This window comes from Burkholderia sp. BCC1638 (assembly GCF_902833195.1).
Taxonomy (GTDB): domain Bacteria; phylum Pseudomonadota; class Gammaproteobacteria; order Burkholderiales; family Burkholderiaceae; genus Burkholderia; species Burkholderia diffusa.
Map to the genome: position 1 here is coordinate 50693 of NZ_CADFEC010000005.1, position 18882 is coordinate 69574.

Sequence of the window (18882 nt, forward strand, 5' to 3'; positions counted from 1 at the left end):
CGCATGAAACCGATTGTCTGGCATCACCTGAGGCTGTGTCCGCACGGCCATCCCGACGAAACGATCGACGATGCGGCGATCGCCGTCGACGAAACCGGCACGATCGTGTGGCTCGGCGCGTTTTCCGCGCTGCCGCACGGTTATGCGCACTGGCGGCGGGAAGACCTGCACGGCGCGTGGGTGACGCCGGGCCTCGTCGACTGCCATACGCACCTCGTGTACGGCGGCACGCGCGCCGACGAGTTCGCGCAGCGTCTCGCCGGCGTCAGCTACGAGGAGATCGCGCGGCAGGGCGGCGGGATCGTGTCGACGGTGCGCGCCACGCGCGCGGCCGACGAGACGGCGCTGTTCGTGCAGGCGGCCGCACGCCTGCAGCCGCTGCTCGCCGAAGGCGTGACCGCGATCGAGATCAAGTCGGGCTACGGGCTCGACCTCGCGAGCGAGCGCAAGATGCTGCGCGTCGCGCGCCAGCTCGGCGAGCGCTTTCCGGTCACGGTGTACACCACGTTCCTCGGCGCGCACGCGCTGCCGCCGGAATACGCGGGCCGCGCGGATGACTACATCGACGAAGTGTGCGGGCGGATGCTGCCGGCGCTCGCCGACGAAGGCCTCGTCGACGCGGTCGACGTATTTTGCGAGCGCATCGGCTTCTCGCTCGCGCAGACAGAGCGCGTGTTCGAGGCCGCGACGCGGCGCGGCCTGCCGGTGAAGCTGCACGCGGAGCAGTTGTCGAATGCCGGCGGCACCGCGCTTGCCGCGCGGTATCGCGCGCTGTCCGCCGACCACCTCGAATTTCTCGACGAAGCCGGCATCGAGGCGATGAAGGCGGCCGGCACGGTCGCCGTGCTGTTGCCCGGCGCGTATTACTTCATTCGCGAAACGCAATTGCCGCCGATCGAGCTGCTGCGCAAGCACGGCGTGCCGATCGCGCTCGCGACCGATCACAACCCCGGCACGTCGCCGCTCGAATCGCTGCTGCTGACGATGAACATGGGCTGCACGCTGTTCCGCATGACGGTGCCCGAGGTGCTGCAGGGCGTGACGCGCCATGCGGCCGCGGCGCTCGGCAGCGCGGATCGTCACGGCGCGCTCGAGGTCGGTCGCCAGGCCGATTTCGCGGCCTGGTCGGTCGGCTCGCTGTCGGAGCTCGCTTACTGGATCGGCCGGCCGCTGTGCGAGCAGGTCGTGCGCGGCGGTACGACGGTGTTTCGCCGGATCAACGGCTAGCCTTGCAACAGACGAGACTCACGATGACCGAAATGACGCTGTTCGCGGACCATGCCCGGCTGCCCGATGGCTGGCGCCGCAACGTGCTGCTGCGCTGGGACGCGGCCGGCACGCTGACCGACGTGACGCCCGATGCCGACGCGCCGGCCGGCGTCGCGCGCGCGGCAGGGCCCGTGGTGCCCGGCATGCCGAACCTGCATTCGCACGCGTTCCAGCGCGCGATGGCGGGGCTCACCGAATACCGCGCGAATCCTGCCGACAGCTTCTGGAGCTGGCGCGATCTCATGTACCGCTTCGCGCTGAAGATCACGCCCGACGCGCTCGCGGCGATCGCGCGCTGGCTGTACGTCGAGATGCTGAAGTGCGGCTACACGTCGGTGTGCGAATTCCACTACGTGCATCACGCGCAGGACGGCTCGCGCTATCCGCAGATCGCGGAACTCGGCACGCGCGTGATCGACGCGGCCCGCTCGGCCGGCATCGGCATCACGATGCTGCCCGTGTCGTACCAGTTCGCCGGCTTCGGCAACAAGCCGCCGCGCGACGACCAGCGCCGCTTCATCAACACGCCGGACGGGCTGCTCGAACTGCTCGACGCGATGCGCCGCGTCGCGCCCGAGCATGGCGGACTGCGCTACGGCGTCGCGCCGCACTCGCTGCGCGCGGTGTCCGAGAGCGGATTGCGCGTGCTGCTCGACGGCCTGCCCGACGATGCGCCCGTGCATATCCATATCGCCGAACAAACGGCTGAAGTCGACGATTGCGTGCGTGCGTACGGCACGCGTCCCGTGCAGTGGCTGCTCGATCGCTTCGACGTCGATGCGCGCTGGTGCCTCGTGCACGCGACGCACGTCGATGCGGCCGAAACGGCCGCGCTCGCGAAGCGTCGCGCGGTGGCCGGCCTGTGCCTGACCACCGAGGCGAACCTCGGCGACGGCGTGTTCCCGGCCGTCGACTATCTCGCGCAGGGCGGCGTGATCGGCGTCGGCTCGGACAGCCATGCGTCGGTCGACTGGCGCTCGGAGCTGCGTCTGCTCGAATACGGGCAGCGGCTCGTGCATCGCGCGCGCAACGTGCTCGCGAGCGACACGCAGGCGCATGTCGCCGACCGGCTGTTCGACGCGTCGCTCGCGGGCGGCGCGCAGGCCAGCGGGCGGCGCATCGGCGCACTGCGTGAAGGCTGCCGCGCCGACTGGCTCGTGCTCGATCCCGATCATCCGGCGATCGCCGAACACGACAGCACGGCGTGGCTGTCGGGCGCGGTGTTCGCCGAGCATGGCGACACGCCGGTGCTCGACGTCTACACCGGCGGCGAACGCGTCGTGAGCGGGCGCCGCCATCGCGACGAAGCCGTCGCGTATGCCGACTACCGCGCCGCGCTGGCGCAACTGCTGCGCTGAACGCGCGGCACCCGGCGCGCCGCGTGCGCGCGCCGGCAGACTCTTACGGTGATGCGACATGACTGAACAACCGGCTGTTTTCACGCTGAAGCAGGGCACGCTGCCGCTGCTGATCTCGATTCCGCACGCAGGCACCCACATTCCCGACGACATCGCCGCGACGATGACGCCCGATGCGCGCTTCGTCGACGATTGCGACTGGCACCTCGAGCGGCTGTACGGGTTCGCGGCGACGCTCGGCGCGTCGATCCTCGTGCCGTCGCACGCGCGTTACGTCGTCGACCTGAACCGTCCGCCCGACAACGAGAACCTGTACCCGGGGCAGGACACGACCGGGCTCGTGCCGGTCGACACGTTCGACAAGGCGCCGCTGTATCGGGCGAACGCGCTGCCCGGCAACGACGAGATCATGCGCCGTCGCGACCGCTACTGGCGCCCGTATCACGACGCGCTGCAAGGCGAGATCGCGCGCCTGAAGCGCGAGCACGGCCGCGTGCTCGTGTGGGAAGCGCATTCGATCCGCTCGCACGTGCCGCGCTTCTTCGAAGGCCGCCTGCCGGACTTCAACTTCGGTACGTCGGGCGGCGCGAGCGCCGCGCCCGGCCTCGCCGAGGCGCTGGCGGCATGCGTGAGCGCGCACGGCGGCTATACGGCCGTCGCGAACGGGCGTTTCAAGGGCGGTTACATCACGCGTCATTACGGCGTGCCCGCCACCGGCGTCGAAGCCGTGCAGCTCGAACTGTCGCAGATCACCTACATGGAAGAGACGCGTCCGTACGCGTACGACGAAGCGCGTGCCGCGCGGATCGTGCCGCTGCTGCAGACGCTTGTCGAAACCGCGCTCGCGCATCGCTGAGCCGCCGGCGCGCGTGGCGTGCGGCGGCGCGGTGTCGCCTCGCGTCACGGCCTGTCAGCGGGCACTGCACGCGCCGACGCAGCGCACAAAACGGCATCGACCGGTCGGGTCGATGCCGTTTTTTTTCGTCTGATCGATGTCGGGATCGATACCTGAAAATTTGACGCAATTTTTAGGTGATATAAGCTGAATGTCAGGAAGTCGTCACGCGCGCCGGCCGCGACGGCGTCGATCAGCGCCGCACCGCGCCGGAATCCGTTGCGAAACACCTTGCCGACGTGTCGCCGCGCGGCATTGCCGCCTCCGCTTCATCGCGACACGTGTCCTGTCTTCACCAGTCAGTCGAGTACGATCGTGAAAGCCGCCAGCCCTTCGATATGCCGGACCCGAAGTCCGTCGGCGGGCGCGTCGCCTCAGGCCGGGCCGATCCGGCATGCTGATCGCGGCACGCGCGCCGCCCTCATACGCGAGCCTCGTCTTTTCGCTGTGTCCCATTGCGGCCTGCGCCGCTTCAACCTCGTGACCGCGCACGTGTTCAGCGCGGTGCAGTGCGACGGCAGCGCTTCATTGTTGCCCTAGCGTCCGTTTCCGCTTTCGCATCGGGTCGCACCGTCCGTTGCCGCGCCGTTCGCCCGGCAGGATCGCGCATGGGCGCGTGCGGCGCGACCGCGCGTGGCCATCGCCCCGCGCGGATGCCCGCGTCGCACGTTCATCCTGGAGGCGATCATGCGACCGCGCCCGCTCGTAGCCGTCACCGCTGACCGCGTGATGCGCGGCGCCCATCCGAACCACACGGCCGGCGAGAAGTATCTCGTCGCGCTGGTCGACGGTGCCGGCGCGCTCGCCTTCGTGCTGCCCGCGCTCGGCACACGCCAGCCGGTCGACGCGATCGTCGCGTCCATCGACGGGCTGCTGCTGACCGGCAGCTATTCGAACGTCGAGCCGCATCACTACGGCGGCCCGGCGAGCATGCCCGACACGCTGCACGATCCCGCGCGCGATGCGACCGCGCTGCCGCTGATCCGCGCGGCGATCGACGCGGGCGTGCCCGTGCTCGCGATCTGCCGCGGCATGCAGGAGCTGAACGTCGCGTATGGCGGCACGCTGCATCAGCGGCTGCATGCGAGCGCGGGCTTCCACGATCATCGCGAGCGCGACGGCGATCCGCTCGAGCGGCAGTACGGCCCCGCGCACTGCGTGCAGCTCGCGCCGGGCGGCGTGCTGCAACGGGTCGCGCGCGGCGCGCATGACGCGATGGTCAATTCACTGCACGACCAGGGCATCGCGCGGCTTGGTGCGGGGCTCGCGGTCGAAGCGAGCGCGCCCGACGGGCTGATCGAGGCCGTCAGCGTGCGCGGCGCGCGCGCGTTCGCGCTCGGCGTGCAGTGGCATCCGGAATGGCGCTTCGCGGAACAGCCGCTGTCGCGCGACATCTTCGCGGCATTCGGCGCGGCGTGCCGCGCACGCATGACACACCGTATTCATGCGGCCGGCGGCACCATGCCGTCGCCGGCCGCATCCGACATCGACTGAACGAGGCCGATCATGCAACCCGAACTGAGCGAATTCCTGCGTCAGCACCGCATCACCGAAGTCGAGGCGATCATTCCCGACATGGCCGGCATCGCGCGCGGCAAGATCATTCCGCGCAACAAGTTCGAGTCCGGCGAATCGATGCGCCTGCCGCAGGCGGTGATGGTGCAGACCGTCACCGGCGACTATCCGGAAGACGGCTCGCTGACCGGCGTGACCGATCCCGACATGGTGTGCGTGCCCGATCCGTCGACGATCTGCCTGATTCCGTGGGCCGTCGATCCGACCGCGCAGGTGATTCACGATTGCGTGCATTTCGACGGCTCGCCGGTCGAGATTTCGCCGCGCTACGTGCTGCGCCGCGTGCTCGACCTGTACAAGGCGAAGGGGTGGAAGCCGGTCGTCGCGCCCGAACTCGAGTTCTATCTGGTCGACATGAACGCCGACCCGGACCTGCCGTTGCGTCCGCCGGTCGGCCGCACGGGCCGCGCGGAGACGGGGCGTCAGTCGTATTCGATCGAGGCCGTCAACGAGTTCGATCCGCTGTTCGAGGACATCTACGAATACTGCGAAATGCAGGGCCTCGACATCGAGACGCTGATTCACGAGGTCGGCGCCGCGCAGATGGAGATCAACTTCGTGCACGGCGACGCGCTGTCGCTCGCCGACCAGGTGTTCCTGTTCAAGCGCACGGTGCGCGAGGCCGCGCTGCGTCACAACATGTACGCGACGTTCATGGCCAAGCCGATGGAAAACGAGCCGGGCTCCGCGATGCATATCCACCAGAGCCTCGCCGATGCGCGCACCGGCCACAACCTGTTCGCCGACGAGGGCGGCGTCGTCTCGCCGATGTTCCACAGCTATCTCGCGGGGCTGCAGAAATACACGCCCGCATTGATGCCGATCTTCGCGCCGTACATCAACTCGTATCGCCGGCTGTCGCGCTTCATGGCCGCGCCGATCAACGTGCAGTGGGGCTACGACAACCGCACCGTCGGCTTTCGCATCCCGCAGTCCACGCCGGTCGCGCGGCGCATCGAGAACCGGATTCCGGGCGTCGACTGCAATCCGTACCTCGCATTCGCGGCGACGCTCGCGGCCGGATATCTCGGTCTGACGCAGCAGCTCGCGCCGACCGAACCGATCGCGTCCGACGGCTACGACCTGCCGTACCAGTTGCCGCGCAATCTCGAGGAGGGCATCTCGCTGATGGCCGCGTGTGCGCCGCTCGCCGACATTCTCGGCAACAAGTTTGTGAAGGCGTATCTGGCGCTGAAGGAAACCGAATACGAAGCGTTTTTCCGCGTGATCAGCTCGTGGGAACGCCGCCATCTCCTGCTGCACGTGTGAGCGTGCGGCACCGACCTGCGGAGGCAACATGACAGAACGAAGCGAAGCCGTCGCCGCGCGCTCGACCGCCGAATACCGCGCGCTCGACGCCGCGCACCACATCCACCCGTTCTCCGACATGGGCGCGCTCAACCGCGCGGGCAGCCGCGTGATCGTGAAGGCCGACGGCGTCTACTTGTGGGACTCGGACGGCAACAAGGTCATCGACGGCATGGCCGGCCTCTGGTGCGTGAACGTCGGCTACGGCCGCAAGGAACTCGCCGACGCCGCGTATCGCCAGCTCCAGGAATTGCCGTTCTACAACACGTTCTTCAAGACGACGCACCCGCCGGTGATCGAACTGTCGGCGATGCTCGCCGAAGTCACGCCTGCGGGCTTCAACCACTTCTTCTATTGCAACAGCGGCTCGGAAGGCAACGACACGGTGCTACGTCTCGTGCATCAGTACTGGCGTGTGCAGGGCAAGCCGCAGAAGAAGGTCGTGATCTCGCGCAAGAACGGCTACCACGGCTCGACGATCGCGGGCGGCACGCTCGGCGGGATGGGCTACATGCACGAGCAGATGCCGTCGAAGGTCGAGAACATCGTGCACATCGACCAGCCGTATTTCTTCGGCGAAGCGCAGGCCGGCGAGACGCCCGAAGCCTTCGGCCTCGCACGCGCGCAGCAGCTCGAGGCGAAGATCCTCGAACTCGGCGCGGAGAACGTCGCCGCGTTCATCGGCGAGCCGTTCCAGGGGGCGGGCGGCGTGATCTTCCCGCCGTCGACCTACTGGCCGGAAATCCAGCGGATCTGCCGCAAGTACGACATCCTGCTCGTCGCCGACGAAGTGATCGGCGGCTTCGGCCGCACCGGCGAATGGTTCGCGCATCAGCACTTCGGCTTCGAGCCGGACCTGATCACGATGGCGAAGGGCCTGACGTCGGGCTACGTGCCGATGGGCGCGGTGGGCATCCACGAACGCATCGCGCGGCCGATCATCGACAACGGCGAATTCAATCACGGCCTCACGTACTCGGGCCATCCGGTCGCGGCGGCGGTGGCGGTCGCGAACCTGAAGCTGCTGCGCGACGAGGGGATCGTCGAGCGCGTGAAGCGCGACATCGGGCCGTATTTCCAGCGTCGGTTGCGGGAAGCGCTCGGCGATCATCCGATCGTCGGCGAGATCGCCGGGGCGGGACTGGTCGCGGGTGTCCAGCTCGCGGGCGATCGCGCGCGGCGCGAGCGGTTCGACGCCAGCGTCGATATCGGCACCATCTGCCGCGACTTCTGCGTCAACGGGAATCTGATCATGCGCGCGACCGGCGACCGGATGCTGCTGTCGCCGCCGCTGGTGATCAGGGAGGCGGAGGTCGACGAGATCGTCGACAAGGCGAAGCGCGCGTTCGATGCGACGGCGGAGCGGGTGGGGCGGGCAGGGTAGTCAGTCGTCGCGGCGCTGCGATTGCATGTGGTCGGAGCGTCGTTGCCCGTCGAACGGGTTCGCGAGCGCAAGGAAGCGTGCAGGGGAGACGGGCCGCAGCAGAAAGGCGGCCGCAAAACGAAAAGGGCCTGCGTCGTGAGACGCAGGCCCTTGAATTCTTTGGTGGGCGGTACTGGGATCGAACCAGTGACCCCTGCCGTGTGAAGGCAGTGCTCTACCGCTGAGCTAACCGCCCAAAGAAGCTGAAATTATGTCAGAGCTTTTCGGGTTCGTAAAGCACTTTCTTCAAATATTTTTCAGCCGGTGCAAAAGATTCGTCAGCCGGCCGTCGACGGCTCGACGAGATCGAGGATCGAGCCGTCGCGCTTGAGCGTCGCGAGCACGATGCTCGAATTGATCGACATCACGCCCGTCGCGCGGTGCAGGCGGTTGATCACGAAGTCGGAATAGTGGTCGAGATCGCGCGCCCGCACCGTCAGCACGTAGTTCGAGCCGCCGGTCACGATCTGCGCGGCGATGACTTCCGGCCACTGCTGGATCGCCTCCACGAACCGGTCGTGCCATTCGGGCACGTCCGGCCGCATCGACACGTGCACGAGCGCCTCGAATGCGACGCCGACCTTCTTCGGATCGATCGTGCAGCGGTAGCCCGAAATGGCGCCGCGTTCCTCGAGCAGCTTCACGCGCCGCAGGCACGCCGACGGCGACAGCGCGACCGCATTCGCGAGGTCCTGATTGCTGATGCGTCCGTCCCGCTCGAGATGCCGGAGGATCCGCATGTCGGTTCGATCCAGATTCATTTCGCAGAATCCCATATTTTTTGAGATGACAAGCGCAGACTCTACTGCAATGGCGGCGATTCGTCATCGAAAAGTGAAGCTCATTCTATTTCGTCCTCGATAACATGCGCCCCATGCCTCGACCGCACGGCCTGACGCGCTGTCACGCCGCCGGCCGACTTGCCGCCTTCAACTTCCAGCGTCATTCCGCCATGTACGAACACATTCCCGCCTATCCGGGCGACCCGATCCTGTCGCTGTTCCAGGCGTTCCAGCAGGATGCCCATCCGCACAAGGTCAACCTCAGCATCGGTCTCTACTACGACGAAGCGGGCCGCATCCCCGTGCTGGAGAGCACGCGTCTCGCGGCCGAGCGCGTGCGCGAAGCCGGCGCGCCGCATACGTATCTGCCGATGGAAGGGCTCGCCGCGTATCGGCAGGGCGTGCAGCGCCTCGTATTCGGCACCGACTGCGCGGCGCTCGCGCAAGGGCGTATCGCGACGCTGCAGACGCTCGGCGGCTCGGGCGCGCTGCGGCTCGGCGCGGAGTTCGTGAAGCGCTATTTCCCCGACAGCGCGATCTGGATCAGCGATCCGACGTGGGACAACCATCGCGTGATCTTCGCGGCGGCCGGCCTCGACGTGCACACGTATCCGTACTACGACGAAGCGCGCAACGACCTGCGCGTCGACGCGATGCTCGCGGCGCTCGACGCGCTGCCCGCGCGCAGCATCGTGCTGCTGCAGCCGTGCTGTCACAACCCGACGGGCCTCGACCTCGGCCGCGACGCATGGCGCGCGGTGATCGACGTGCTCGCGCGCCGCGGGCTGATTCCGTTCCTCGACATGGCGTACCAGGGCTTCGGCGACGGGCTCGACGACGACGCATGGGCCGTGCGCGCGATCGTCGAAGCGGGACTGCCGGCGATCGTCAGCAACTCGTTCTCGAAGAACTTCTCGCTGTACGGCGAGCGCGTGGGCGGCCTGTCGATCGTCTGCGCGAGCGCGGGCGAAGCGGCGACGGTGCTGAGCCAGTTGCAGGCCGGCGTGCGCCGCACCTATTCGAGCCCGCCGCTGTTCGGCGCGCAGCTCGTGTCGGCCGTGCTGAACGACGACGTCCTGCGGGCGTGCTGGGAAGACGAGGTGGCCGAGGTGCGCACGCGCATCAAGCGCATGCGCGGCGCGCTGAAGACGCGGCTCGACGCGCGTCTACCGGCGAGCGCGTTCGATGCGCTCGTCACGCAGCGCGGCATGTTCAGCTACACGGGCATCGCCGCGACCGACGTGGACCGGCTGCGCGCGTCGCACGGCGTCTACCTGCTGCGCTCGGGCCGCATGTGCATCGCGGGCCTGAACGACGCGAACGTCGACCACGTCGCGAACGCGATCGCCGACGTGCTCGGCGGCACGTCGCGCCAGGCCGCCTGAGCGGCCGGTCCCGAACCGAAGGAGGACACGATGGCAGACACGATCCCGGTCGACTTGCCGCAACTCGCGCAGCCGTTCTCGTGGGCGACCCGCGCGAGCGGGCTGATGTTTACCGGCCACGGGCCGGTCGATGCGTCCGGCGCGATCGCCGGCGATACGATGACCGAGCAGGCGCGCATCACGCTCGGCAATCTCGCGAAGGCCGTCGCGGCGGCCGGCGCGACGATGGACGACGTCGCGCAGGTGCTCGTCTATCTGTCCGACGTGAAGGCGATGCCCGAATTCGACGCCGAATACCGGCGCCACTTTCACGAACCGTACCCGAACCGCACGTGCGTGGGCGTGCAGGGCTTCGCGCACCCGGACATGCGCGTCGAACTCGTCGCGTACGTCGCGCTGCCGGCGGCACGCGGCTAGCCGGCACGCGACTTCGCGACGATCGCAGCACCCACGATTAACGACAAGCATCAACACCCCCGACGAACATCAAATATTCAGACAAGGATGGAGACGAAGATGAGGCGTATCACTCGATTCGCAGTACCGACGATGGCGGGCCTGCTCGCCGCGAGCGGCGCGATGGCGCAGAGCAGCGTGACGCTGTACGGCATCGTCGACCAGAGCATTCGCTACACGACGCATGCGAACGCGTCGAACGACGCGAGCGTGCAGATGACCAACGGCGCGATCACCAACAGCCGCTGGGGCCTGAAGGGCAGCGAAGCGCTCGGCGGCGGGCTGAAGGCCATCTTCCAGCTCGAGAGCGGTTTCGAGCCGCAGAACGGGCAGCTCGACGGCGCGCTGTTCGGTCGCTACGCGTATGTCGGCCTGGCGAGCGACTGGGGCACCGTGAAGCTCGGCCGGCAGGCGACCGAGGCGTTCAACCTGTTCGGCGATCTCGATCCGCTGACGGTCGGCAACTATACGGCCAACATGTGGCCGTACTTCCTCACGCAGGGCCGCGCGAGCAACGTCGTCAGCTACGACGGCACGTTCGGCGGGCTGAACGTCGGCGCGAGCTACGGCTTCGGCGGCGTCGCGGGCAGCCTCGGCGCGAATGCGTACTGGGGCACGCACGTGTCGTACACGCTCGGCGGGCTGATGGTCGGCGCGACCTACCAGCAGGCGCGCGACCTGAACAGCCGTGCGCAGCAGGCATGGGGCGCGGGCGCACGCTACGCGTTCGGCGCGGCGACGCTGTACGCGGGCTACCTCGGCGGCATCGACCGCACGGGCCTGCTCGACCGGCAACTGCTGAACGCGCCGGGCCGCGACGTGACCTACGGTTCGTTCGCCGACAATCCGCGCCGCGACGCGATCTTCTATACCGGCGCGAGCGTGAAGGTCACGCCGGCGGTGTCGGTGACGGGCGTCGCGTACTACGACGACATCCGCAACGTCAACGGCGTCGCAGGTAACGGCGGGAAGCGCTATACGGGCGTGCTCGAGGCCGAGTACGCTCTGTCGAAGGCGACGCAGGTCTACGCGACGGTCGACTACAACCGGGTGACCGGCGGCGCGTTCACCGAAATGCCCGGACGCGGCAACCAGACGGGTATCGCGGCCGGCTTGCGCCACATGTTCTGAGCACGCGGCGCGCGGTGGCCGGTGCGGTCCGGCACCGGTCCGTGCGCCGTCGATGTTTCGACCGGACACACGTTTTCGAACGAGGTCATTCGATGCAACCAGAAGGGCAATTCCAGCACATCGCGGCGCGCGAGCAGGGTCTGCGCCGCACGCTTTCCGCACGGCAGATGGCGATGATCGCGATCGGCGGTGCGATCGGCACGGGTCTCTTTCTCGGCAGCGGGTTCGCGATCGGCTTTGCCGGCCCGAGCGTGCTCGTCAGCTACGCGATCGGCGCGTTCATCTCGCTGCTGCTGATGGGCTGTCTCGCGGAAATGACGGTCGCGCACCCGACTTCCGGGTCGTTCGGCGCGTACGCCGAACATTACGTGAGCCCGTGGGCCGGGTTCCTCGTGCGCTATGCGTACTGGGCGTGCATCGTGCTCGCGGTCGGCACCGAAGTCACCGCGATCGCGCTGTACATGAAGTACTGGTTCCCGGGTGTGCCGGGCTGGCTGTGGATCGTCGGCTTCTCGGCGCTGCTCGTGTTCGTCAACGCGCGCAGCGTCGACGTGTTCGGCGCGGTCGAATACGGCTTCTCGGTCGTGAAGATCGCGGCGATCGTCGGCTTCATCGTGCTGGGCGCGTACGTCGTGTTCGGCAATCCGGCGCTGGTCGGCGACGGCGCGGCCGGCGCGGGCTTCCACCATTACACCGAGCATGGCGGGTTCTTCCCGAAGGGGATGTGGGGGATGTGGGTCGCGGTGATCGTGTCGATCTTCAGCTACCTGAGCATCGAGATGATCGCGGTCGCGGCGGGCGAGGCGGAAGATCCCGAGCGCGCGGTGACGCGCGCGTTCCGCTCGACGATCGTGCGGCTCGTGCTGTTCTATCTCGTCACGCTCGCGTTGATGCTCGCGATCGTGCCGTGGACGGCGGCGGGGCGCGACGAGAGCCCGTTCGTGAAGGTGATGGAGGCGATCCACCTGCCGGGCGCGGCCGGGCTGATCAACTTCGTCGTGCTGATCGCCGCGCTGTACGCGATGAACAGCCAGCTCTACATCACGACGCGGATGATGTTCAGCCTGTCGCGCGCGGGTCATGCGCCGAAGGCGCTCGGCGAGGTGAACACGCGCGGCGTGCCGTTCGGCGCGCTGATGCTGTCGACGCTCGGCATCGCGCTCGCGACGGTCCTGAGCGTGCTGTATCCGGACGCGTCGTTCACGATCATGATGTCGGTGTCGATGTTCGGCGCGCTGTTCACGTGGATGATGATCTTCGTCACGCATTACTGCTTCCGGCGGCGTCGCGCGGCGCTCGGCCTGCCGGCGCCCGCGTTCCGGATGCGCGGCTTCCCGCTGCTGACGCTGCTCGGCGCGGCGCTGATGCTCGCGGTGATGGTGACGACGTACTTCACGGCCGAATTCCACATGACGCTGATCTTCGGCATTCCGTTCCTGGTCGCGCTGTCCGTTGTGTATGCGGTGTGGTATCGGCGCGCGCAGCCGGTGCTGCAGCCGGAAGCGAAGTAGCGGAGAAGTAGCGGCGCGGCGTACCGGCGCGCCGGCTCAGCCCGCGAGCGCGGGCAGCGCGTCGATCGACGCGCGCACGTAGTCGGCGAAGCGCAGCGCGACCGGTTCGGCGGTGCCGCTGCGCTTCAGCTCCAGCGTGCGCGATTCCAGCGACGCATCCTTCAGCGGCCGGAACGCGAGCCGGTCGCTCTTCACCTGCTGCAGCACGCGCGGCACCAGCGCAATGCCCATCCCGAATTCGATCATCGACAGGATCGTCTGCCAGAGCCGCGCCTCGTGACGGATCAGCGGGCTGAATCCCGCGTTTACGCATTGCGCGATGATCAGGTCGTGATAGTGCGGCGCCGCGTCGCGCGGAAACAGGATGAACGGTTCCGCGGCCAGCGCGGCGAGTGCGACCTGCCGGCGCCGCGCGAGCGGATGCGCGGCCGGCAGGCAGCACACGAACGGTTCCGCGTAGACGGGCGTCGATTCGACCTCGGGCGGGCAGTGGCCCCAGTGCGCGTAGCCGAGATCGATCTGGCCGCGCTGGATCGCCTGCACCTGCGCCTGCGTGTTCATCTCGCTCAGCACGATCTCGACGCCCGGATAGTCGGCCTCGAAGCGTCGCACGGCGTCGGGCAGCCCGCGATACAGCATCGAATGGACGAAGCCGATCCGCAGCCGTCCCGCGAGACCGGACGCCGAGCGCACCGTGAGCCTCTCTGCCTCCGCCGCCTGCAGCAGCAGCCGGCGCGCTTCGCCGAGCAGCACCGCGCCCGCGTTGGTCAGCGCGACCGTCTTGTTGGTGCGGGAAAAAAGCTGCACGCCGAGCGCATCCTCGAACTTGCGGATGTCGAAGCTCAGCGCCGGCTGCGAGATGAACAGGCGCTTCGCCGCGCGCCCGAAATGCAGTTCCTCGGCGACCGCCACGAAGTAGCGCAACTGCCTCAGTTCCATGTTGTTTCCTCCCCCGCATCGACATCGATAAGCATCGTCTATCGTACCGGATAAATCCTGTATTGGACGCTTATCGATCGCGCGCCTACGCTCTGCTGAACGCCTGGCACCAGCCGGCCGCGCCGCCACGGCGCGGGCACCGGCCGGCAGCCGGGCCACCATGGAGACGCATGCATGAACGACACCGCTCGCACGCCGGACACCGGCGCGGCCAACAACATCCCCGATAGCCGGGGCATCAACTTCTTCACGGCCGATCCCGATCTCGGCGCGTTGCTGAAACTGCATCTCGGCGCGACCCGATACGCGGAACTCGAACCGCAGCTGCACGCGCTCGGCGCGCGCGTGTCGGGCGAACTCGACGCGTGGGCGTCGCGCGCGGACAAGCATCCGCCCGTGCTCGAGCATCGCAACCGGCGCGGCGAAGCCGTGCAGCGGATCGACAAGGATCCCGCGTATGTCGCGCTCGAACGGGTCGCTTACTCGGAACTCGGGCTCGCGGCGCTGAGCCATCAGCCCGAGGCGGTGGCGCCACTCGTCAAGTACGCGCTGACGTTCCTGTTCGTGCAGGCGGAATTCGGGTTGTGCTGCCCGGTCAGCATGACCGATTCGCTGACGCGTACGCTGCGTCGTTTCGGCGACCCGGCGCTCGTCGAACACCATCTGCCGAGGCTCGCGTCGCGCGATTTCGACACGCTGTTCCAGGGCGCGATGTTCATGACCGAGCAGGCGGCCGGCTCCGACGTCGGCCGCATCGCGACGCGCGCGGTGCGCGAAACCGACGCGCAGGGCGGGGCGGTGTGGCGCCTGTACGGCGACAAGTGGTTCTGCTCGAACGCGGACGCCGACCTGGCGATGGTGCTCGCGCGGCCCGACGGCGCGCCGGACGGCATCAAGGGCCTCGCGCTGTTCCTGCTGCCGAAGACGCTGCCGGACGGCACGCGCAATCGCTACCGGATCGTGCGGCTGAAGGACAAGCTCGGCAGCCGTTCGATGGCGAGCGGCGAGATCGCGCTCGAAGGCGCGCAGGCCTGGTTGATCGGCGAGATCGGGCGCGGCTTTCACCACATGGCCGACATGATCAACATGTCGCGGCTGTCGAACGGCGTGCGCGCGGCGGGCCTGATGCGGCGCGCGCTGAACGAGTCGCTGCACGTGGCCGCGCATCGCGCCGCGTTCGGCCGTAAGCTGATCGAGATGCCGCTGATGCAGCGTCAGTTGATGAAGATGCTGCTGCCCGCCGAGGCCGCGCGCGCGATGTTCATGCAGATCGCGCTGCTGCTGCCGCAAGCGGACGCGGGCGACGAGCAGGCCGCGCGCTGCGTGCGCATCCTGACGCCGCTGATCAAGTTCCGCGCGTGCCGCGATGCGCGCCGCGTGACGGGCGACGCGATGGAGGTGCGCGGCGGCACCGGCTACATCGAGGAATGGAGCGATGCGCGCCTCGTGCGCGACGCGCATCTCGGCTCGATCTGGGAAGGCACCAGCAACATCGTCGCGCTCGACGTCGCGCGCGCCGCGCAGCGCGAGCAGGCGCTCGACGCGCTGCGCACGTTCCTCGGCGACCGGCTCGGCGCGGCGCCGCTGCCCGACGCGAGCCGCGCGGCGCTGCGGCGCATTCTCGCGCGCGCGTGCGATGCGCTCGCGCGGGTCGCGGCGGAAGGCGACGACGCGCGCGTGCGGCAGGCCGCGTCGGCGCTTTACTACGCGAGCGCGGCCGTGCTGATGGCGTGCGAGGGCGCACAGCTCGCACCCGATTACCGGCGCCTCGCGCTCGCGCACCTGGTCGTGCGTCACAAGCTGCTACCGGTCGATCCGCTCGCACCGGCGTCGCGCGACGACGAAGCGGCGGCGTTCGACGCGCTGCTGCGCGGCACACCGGTGCCGCTCGACATGGCGCTCGACCTGCTGCCGGAGGTCGAACGATGAGCGCGAAGGAAGCGATGAACGCGCCGCGCGGCGCGCTTGGCGGGCTCAAGGTCGTCGACCTGAGCCGCGTGCTCGGCGGTCCGTACTGCACGCAGGCGCTCGCCGATCACGGCGCGACCGTGATCAAGATCGAGCCGCCGGACGGCGACGAGACGCGCGGCTGGGGGCCGCCGTTCCTCGGCGACACCGCGTGGTATTTCATGGGCGTGAACCGCAACAAGGAGGGGCTCGCGCTCGACCTGTCCCGCGACGAAGGGCGCGCGATCCTGTGGCGCCTGCTGGAGGACGCCGACGTGCTCGTCGAGAATTTCAAGCCCGGCACGCTCGCGCGCTGGGGCATGGACTATGCGCGCGACCTGCAGCCGCGTTTCCCGCGCCTGATCCACTGCGCGGTGACGGGCTTCGGCGAGGACGGCCCGCTCGGCGGGCTGCCCGGCTACGACGCGGTGATCCAGGCGATGGCCGGGCTGATGAGCGTCAACGGCGAGCGCGACGGCGACGCGATGCGTATCGGATTGCCGATCGTCGACATGGTCACGGGGCTCAACGCGCTTGCCGGCATCCTGCTGGCGCTCGCGGAGCGCGAGAAGAGCGGGCAGGGGCAGTCGATCGACATCGCGCTGTACGACTGCGGCGTGTCGCTGCTGCATCCGCACCTGCCGAACTTCTTCGGCTCGGGGCGCGTGCCCGGGCGCAGCGGCAACGCGCATCCGAACATCGCGCCGTACGACAGCTATCGCACGGCGACGGTGCCGATCTTCCTCGCGGTCGGCAACGACCGGCAGTTCGCGCGCCTCGTCGCGCATCTTGGCGCGCCGGCGCTCGCGGGCGATCCGCGCTTCGCGGACAACCGCAGCCGCTGCGCGCACCGGCCCGAACTGAAGGCCGAACTCGAGGCACGGCTCGCCGCCCATCCGTGCGAGCCGCTGGCGCGCGACCTGATGGCGGCGGGCGTGCCGTGCGGGCCGGTGCGCACGGTCGCCGACGTCGCGCGCGACCCGCATGCGCTGCATCGCGAATTGTTCGTCGAGATCGGCGCATATCGCGGCACGGCATCGCCGGTGAAGCTGTCGCGCACGCCGGCGACCTATCGTTCGCCGCCGCCCGCGCTTGGCCGCGACACGCGCGCGGTGCTCGACCGCCTCGGCGTCGATCCCGCGCTCCAGCAACGATTGCTCGATGCTGGCGTGCTGAAGGTCGCGCCGGACCCGGCGTGACCGGCCGAGTGGTGCTCGCACGCGAGCATCCTCGGCCGGCGCATCGCAGGGATAAGACCCTCAACGCAAGGCAATGAAAGCGACGTAAAGCGACGTAAAGCACCACCGCCAGCCGGCGGCGCAAGGCCGGCCATCCGGCAAGGCGCGCGACAGTCGCGCCGCCGATCACAAACATGGAGACATCGATGAGCCGTCCGCAATCCCCGTCCGCCGCGCAGCCGCGGCCCGGCCGCGCCGCCCTCGCGGCGTTCGTCGGCACCACGATCGAGTGGTACGACTTCTACATCTACGGCACCGCCGCCGCGCTCGTATTCGGCAAGGTGTTCTTTTCGAGCACGATGGATCCCGGCGTCGCGACGCTGCTCGCATTCGTCACGTTCTGGGCCGGCTTCGCCGCGCGGCCGCTCGGCGGAATCGTGTTCGGGCATCTCGGCGATCGCGTCGGCCGAAAGACCGCGCTCGTGATCACGCTGGTGATGATGGGGCTGGCCACGACGGGCATCGGCCTGCTGCCCGGCTACGCGTCGATCGGTGTGTGGGCGCCGGCGGGCCTCGTCGTGCTGCGCGTGTTGCAGGGCATCGCGGTCGGCGGCGAGTGGGGCGGCGCGGTGCTGATCGCGAGCGAGAACGCGCCGAAGCATCGCAGCATCCTCTATGCGGCGTTCGCGCAGCAGGGTTCGCCCACCGGCAACCTGCTCGCCACCGCGGCCTTTTTCGCGCTGAGCGCGCTGCCGACGCCGTCGTTCCTGATGTGGGGCTGGCGCATTCCGTTCCTGCTGTCGGCGGTGCTCGTGATCATCGGGATGGTGATCCGGCTGCGGCTCGAGGAATCGATCGACATGCAGCGCGTGCTCGCGCGCAAGCGCACGGTGAAGCTGCCGCTGCGCGACGTCGTGCGCGACCACTGGCCCGTCGTGCTGCTCGCGGCCGGCACGCTGCCGGTGATCAACGTCACGTATTTCCGCAGCACCTTCGCGCTGTCGTGGGCGACGAAGGAGCTCGGCTACGCGCAGGGCACGTTTCTCGGCATCCTGTCGATCTCGCTCGTCGTGCAGTTCCTGATGCAGCCGGTCGGCGCGTGGTTCGTGTCGAAGGTCGATATGCGACGCGCGATGTGCTGGATCCTGATTCCCGAGATCGTGCTGATGCCGGTGATGTTCCATGCGCTCGCGACGCGTTCGTACTGGATCGCCGTCGCCGGGATGTGCATCTCGACGATCCCGTCGGCGATGTTCTACGGCGCGGTCGGCGGCGTGCTCGCGCGCGTGTTTCCGGCCAACATCCGTTACACGGGCCTGTCGCTCGCGTATCAGTTGAGCGCGCTCGTCGTCGGCGGCGGCACGCCGGTGCTCGCGCAGGCGATCCTGAACGCGACTGGCAGCATCGTCGGTGTCGCGATCGCGTCGGGGCTGTACGCGCTCGTGTCGCTTGCGTGCATGCTCGCGCTGCTGAATCGCACCGGCTACCGCGCGGACGAGTTGTCGACGGCCGAGCGCAGCGATGCGGCCGAATGGGGTGCCGAAGGCACGAGCGCTGAAGGTCCGACCGGCGAGACCGCGCAGGCGGGCGATCGCGGTGCGTTGAAACCGGCGGGTTGAATCCGCCGGGCCGGCGTGACTTGCCGATTCGGCGGCAGCGCACGTGCCGGCCGGATCGCATCGACCCGATTCCGCACTCCCAAAAGCAAACGGCACCGTGCGATAC

The 18882-nt window shown here is 68.5% G+C and carries 15 protein-coding genes and 1 tRNA gene; 13 read left to right on the top strand and 3 right to left on the bottom strand.

Annotated features, from left to right (window positions below; all coding sequences use genetic code 11):
• The first annotated feature begins 3 nt into the window (after positions 1-3).
• From hutI to HWX22_RS07335, 6 genes are all read left to right on the top strand, one after another.
• Positions 4-1227, top strand: a complete 1224-nt coding sequence (gene hutI, locus HWX22_RS07310) for an imidazolonepropionase (RefSeq protein ID WP_175915320.1) — start codon at positions 4-6, stop codon at positions 1225-1227.
• A gap of 23 nt (positions 1228-1250) precedes the next feature.
• Positions 1251-2627 (top strand): formimidoylglutamate deiminase, encoded by a 1377-nt coding sequence (locus HWX22_RS07315; protein ID WP_175915321.1) that lies wholly within the window; start codon positions 1251-1253, stop codon positions 2625-2627.
• A 58-nt stretch (positions 2628-2685) separates the two neighbouring features.
• Entirely contained in the window at positions 2686-3483 is a 798-nt protein-coding gene (hutG, locus tag HWX22_RS07320; RefSeq protein ID WP_175908690.1) for an N-formylglutamate deformylase, read from the top strand.
• A gap of 726 nt (positions 3484-4209) precedes the next feature.
• A complete protein-coding gene (locus tag HWX22_RS07325; RefSeq protein WP_175908688.1) occupies positions 4210-5016 on the top strand; it encodes a gamma-glutamyl-gamma-aminobutyrate hydrolase family protein in 807 nt (268 codons plus the stop codon).
• 12 nt (positions 5017-5028) lie between these two features.
• Positions 5029-6366, top strand: coding sequence for a glutamine synthetase family protein (locus tag HWX22_RS07330; protein ID WP_059689197.1), 1338 nt, complete (start codon positions 5029-5031; stop codon positions 6364-6366).
• Positions 6367-6394: 28 nt separating this feature from the next.
• Positions 6395-7789, top strand: a complete 1395-nt coding sequence (locus tag HWX22_RS07335) for an aspartate aminotransferase family protein (protein WP_175908687.1) — start codon at positions 6395-6397, stop codon at positions 7787-7789.
• A gap of 160 nt (positions 7790-7949) precedes the next feature.
• Here HWX22_RS07335 and HWX22_RS07340 read toward each other — a convergent pair.
• Positions 7950-8024, bottom strand: a tRNA-Val gene (locus HWX22_RS07340).
• Between the two features lie 82 nt (positions 8025-8106).
• On the bottom strand, positions 8107-8589 hold the full coding sequence (locus HWX22_RS07345; protein ID WP_059535916.1) for an Lrp/AsnC family transcriptional regulator: 483 nt from the start codon (positions 8587-8589) through the stop codon (positions 8107-8109).
• A 191-nt stretch (positions 8590-8780) separates the two neighbouring features.
• On the opposite strand from HWX22_RS07345, the gene HWX22_RS07350 reads away from it, so the two are divergent.
• The 4 genes from HWX22_RS07350 (at position 8781) to HWX22_RS07365 (ending at position 13093) form a co-directional block, all read left to right on the top strand.
• The gene (locus HWX22_RS07350) at positions 8781-9995 is read left to right on the top strand and encodes an amino acid aminotransferase (protein ID WP_175908724.1); all 1215 of its coding nucleotides are present in this window, start codon (positions 8781-8783) and stop codon (positions 9993-9995) included.
• 30 nt (positions 9996-10025) lie between these two features.
• Positions 10026-10412: a RidA family protein gene (locus HWX22_RS07355; RefSeq protein ID WP_059535912.1), complete on the top strand. Its 387-nt coding sequence runs from the start codon at positions 10026-10028 to the stop codon at positions 10410-10412.
• A gap of 132 nt (positions 10413-10544) precedes the next feature.
• Entirely contained in the window at positions 10545-11582 is a 1038-nt protein-coding gene (locus tag HWX22_RS07360; RefSeq protein ID WP_175915404.1) for a porin, read from the top strand.
• 92 nt (positions 11583-11674) lie between these two features.
• Positions 11675-13093, top strand: coding sequence for an amino acid permease (locus tag HWX22_RS07365; RefSeq protein WP_175915322.1), 1419 nt, complete (start codon positions 11675-11677; stop codon positions 13091-13093).
• 36 nt (positions 13094-13129) lie between these two features.
• On the opposite strand, the gene HWX22_RS07370 is transcribed toward HWX22_RS07365, so the two are convergent.
• On the bottom strand, positions 13130-14032 hold the full coding sequence (locus HWX22_RS07370; protein WP_059817870.1) for a LysR family transcriptional regulator: 903 nt from the start codon (positions 14030-14032) through the stop codon (positions 13130-13132).
• A gap of 174 nt (positions 14033-14206) precedes the next feature.
• Here HWX22_RS07370 and HWX22_RS07375 point away from each other — a divergent pair, with 174 nt between their 5' ends.
• The 3 genes from HWX22_RS07375 (at position 14207) to HWX22_RS07385 (ending at position 18776) form a co-directional block, all read left to right on the top strand.
• Positions 14207-15961 carry an acyl-CoA dehydrogenase family protein gene (locus tag HWX22_RS07375; RefSeq protein ID WP_175908686.1) on the top strand — a complete coding sequence of 585 codons (1755 nt, stop codon included), beginning with the start codon at positions 14207-14209 and terminating at the stop codon, positions 15959-15961.
• Between the two features lie 14 nt (positions 15962-15975).
• Positions 15976-17178 carry a CaiB/BaiF CoA-transferase family protein gene (locus HWX22_RS07380; RefSeq protein ID WP_175908722.1) on the top strand — a complete coding sequence of 401 codons (1203 nt, stop codon included), beginning with the start codon at positions 15976-15978 and terminating at the stop codon, positions 17176-17178.
• A gap of 185 nt (positions 17179-17363) precedes the next feature.
• Positions 17364-18776, top strand: a complete 1413-nt coding sequence (locus HWX22_RS07385) for an MFS transporter (protein ID WP_175908685.1) — start codon at positions 17364-17366, stop codon at positions 18774-18776.
• Positions 18777-18882: the final 106 nt, after the last annotated feature.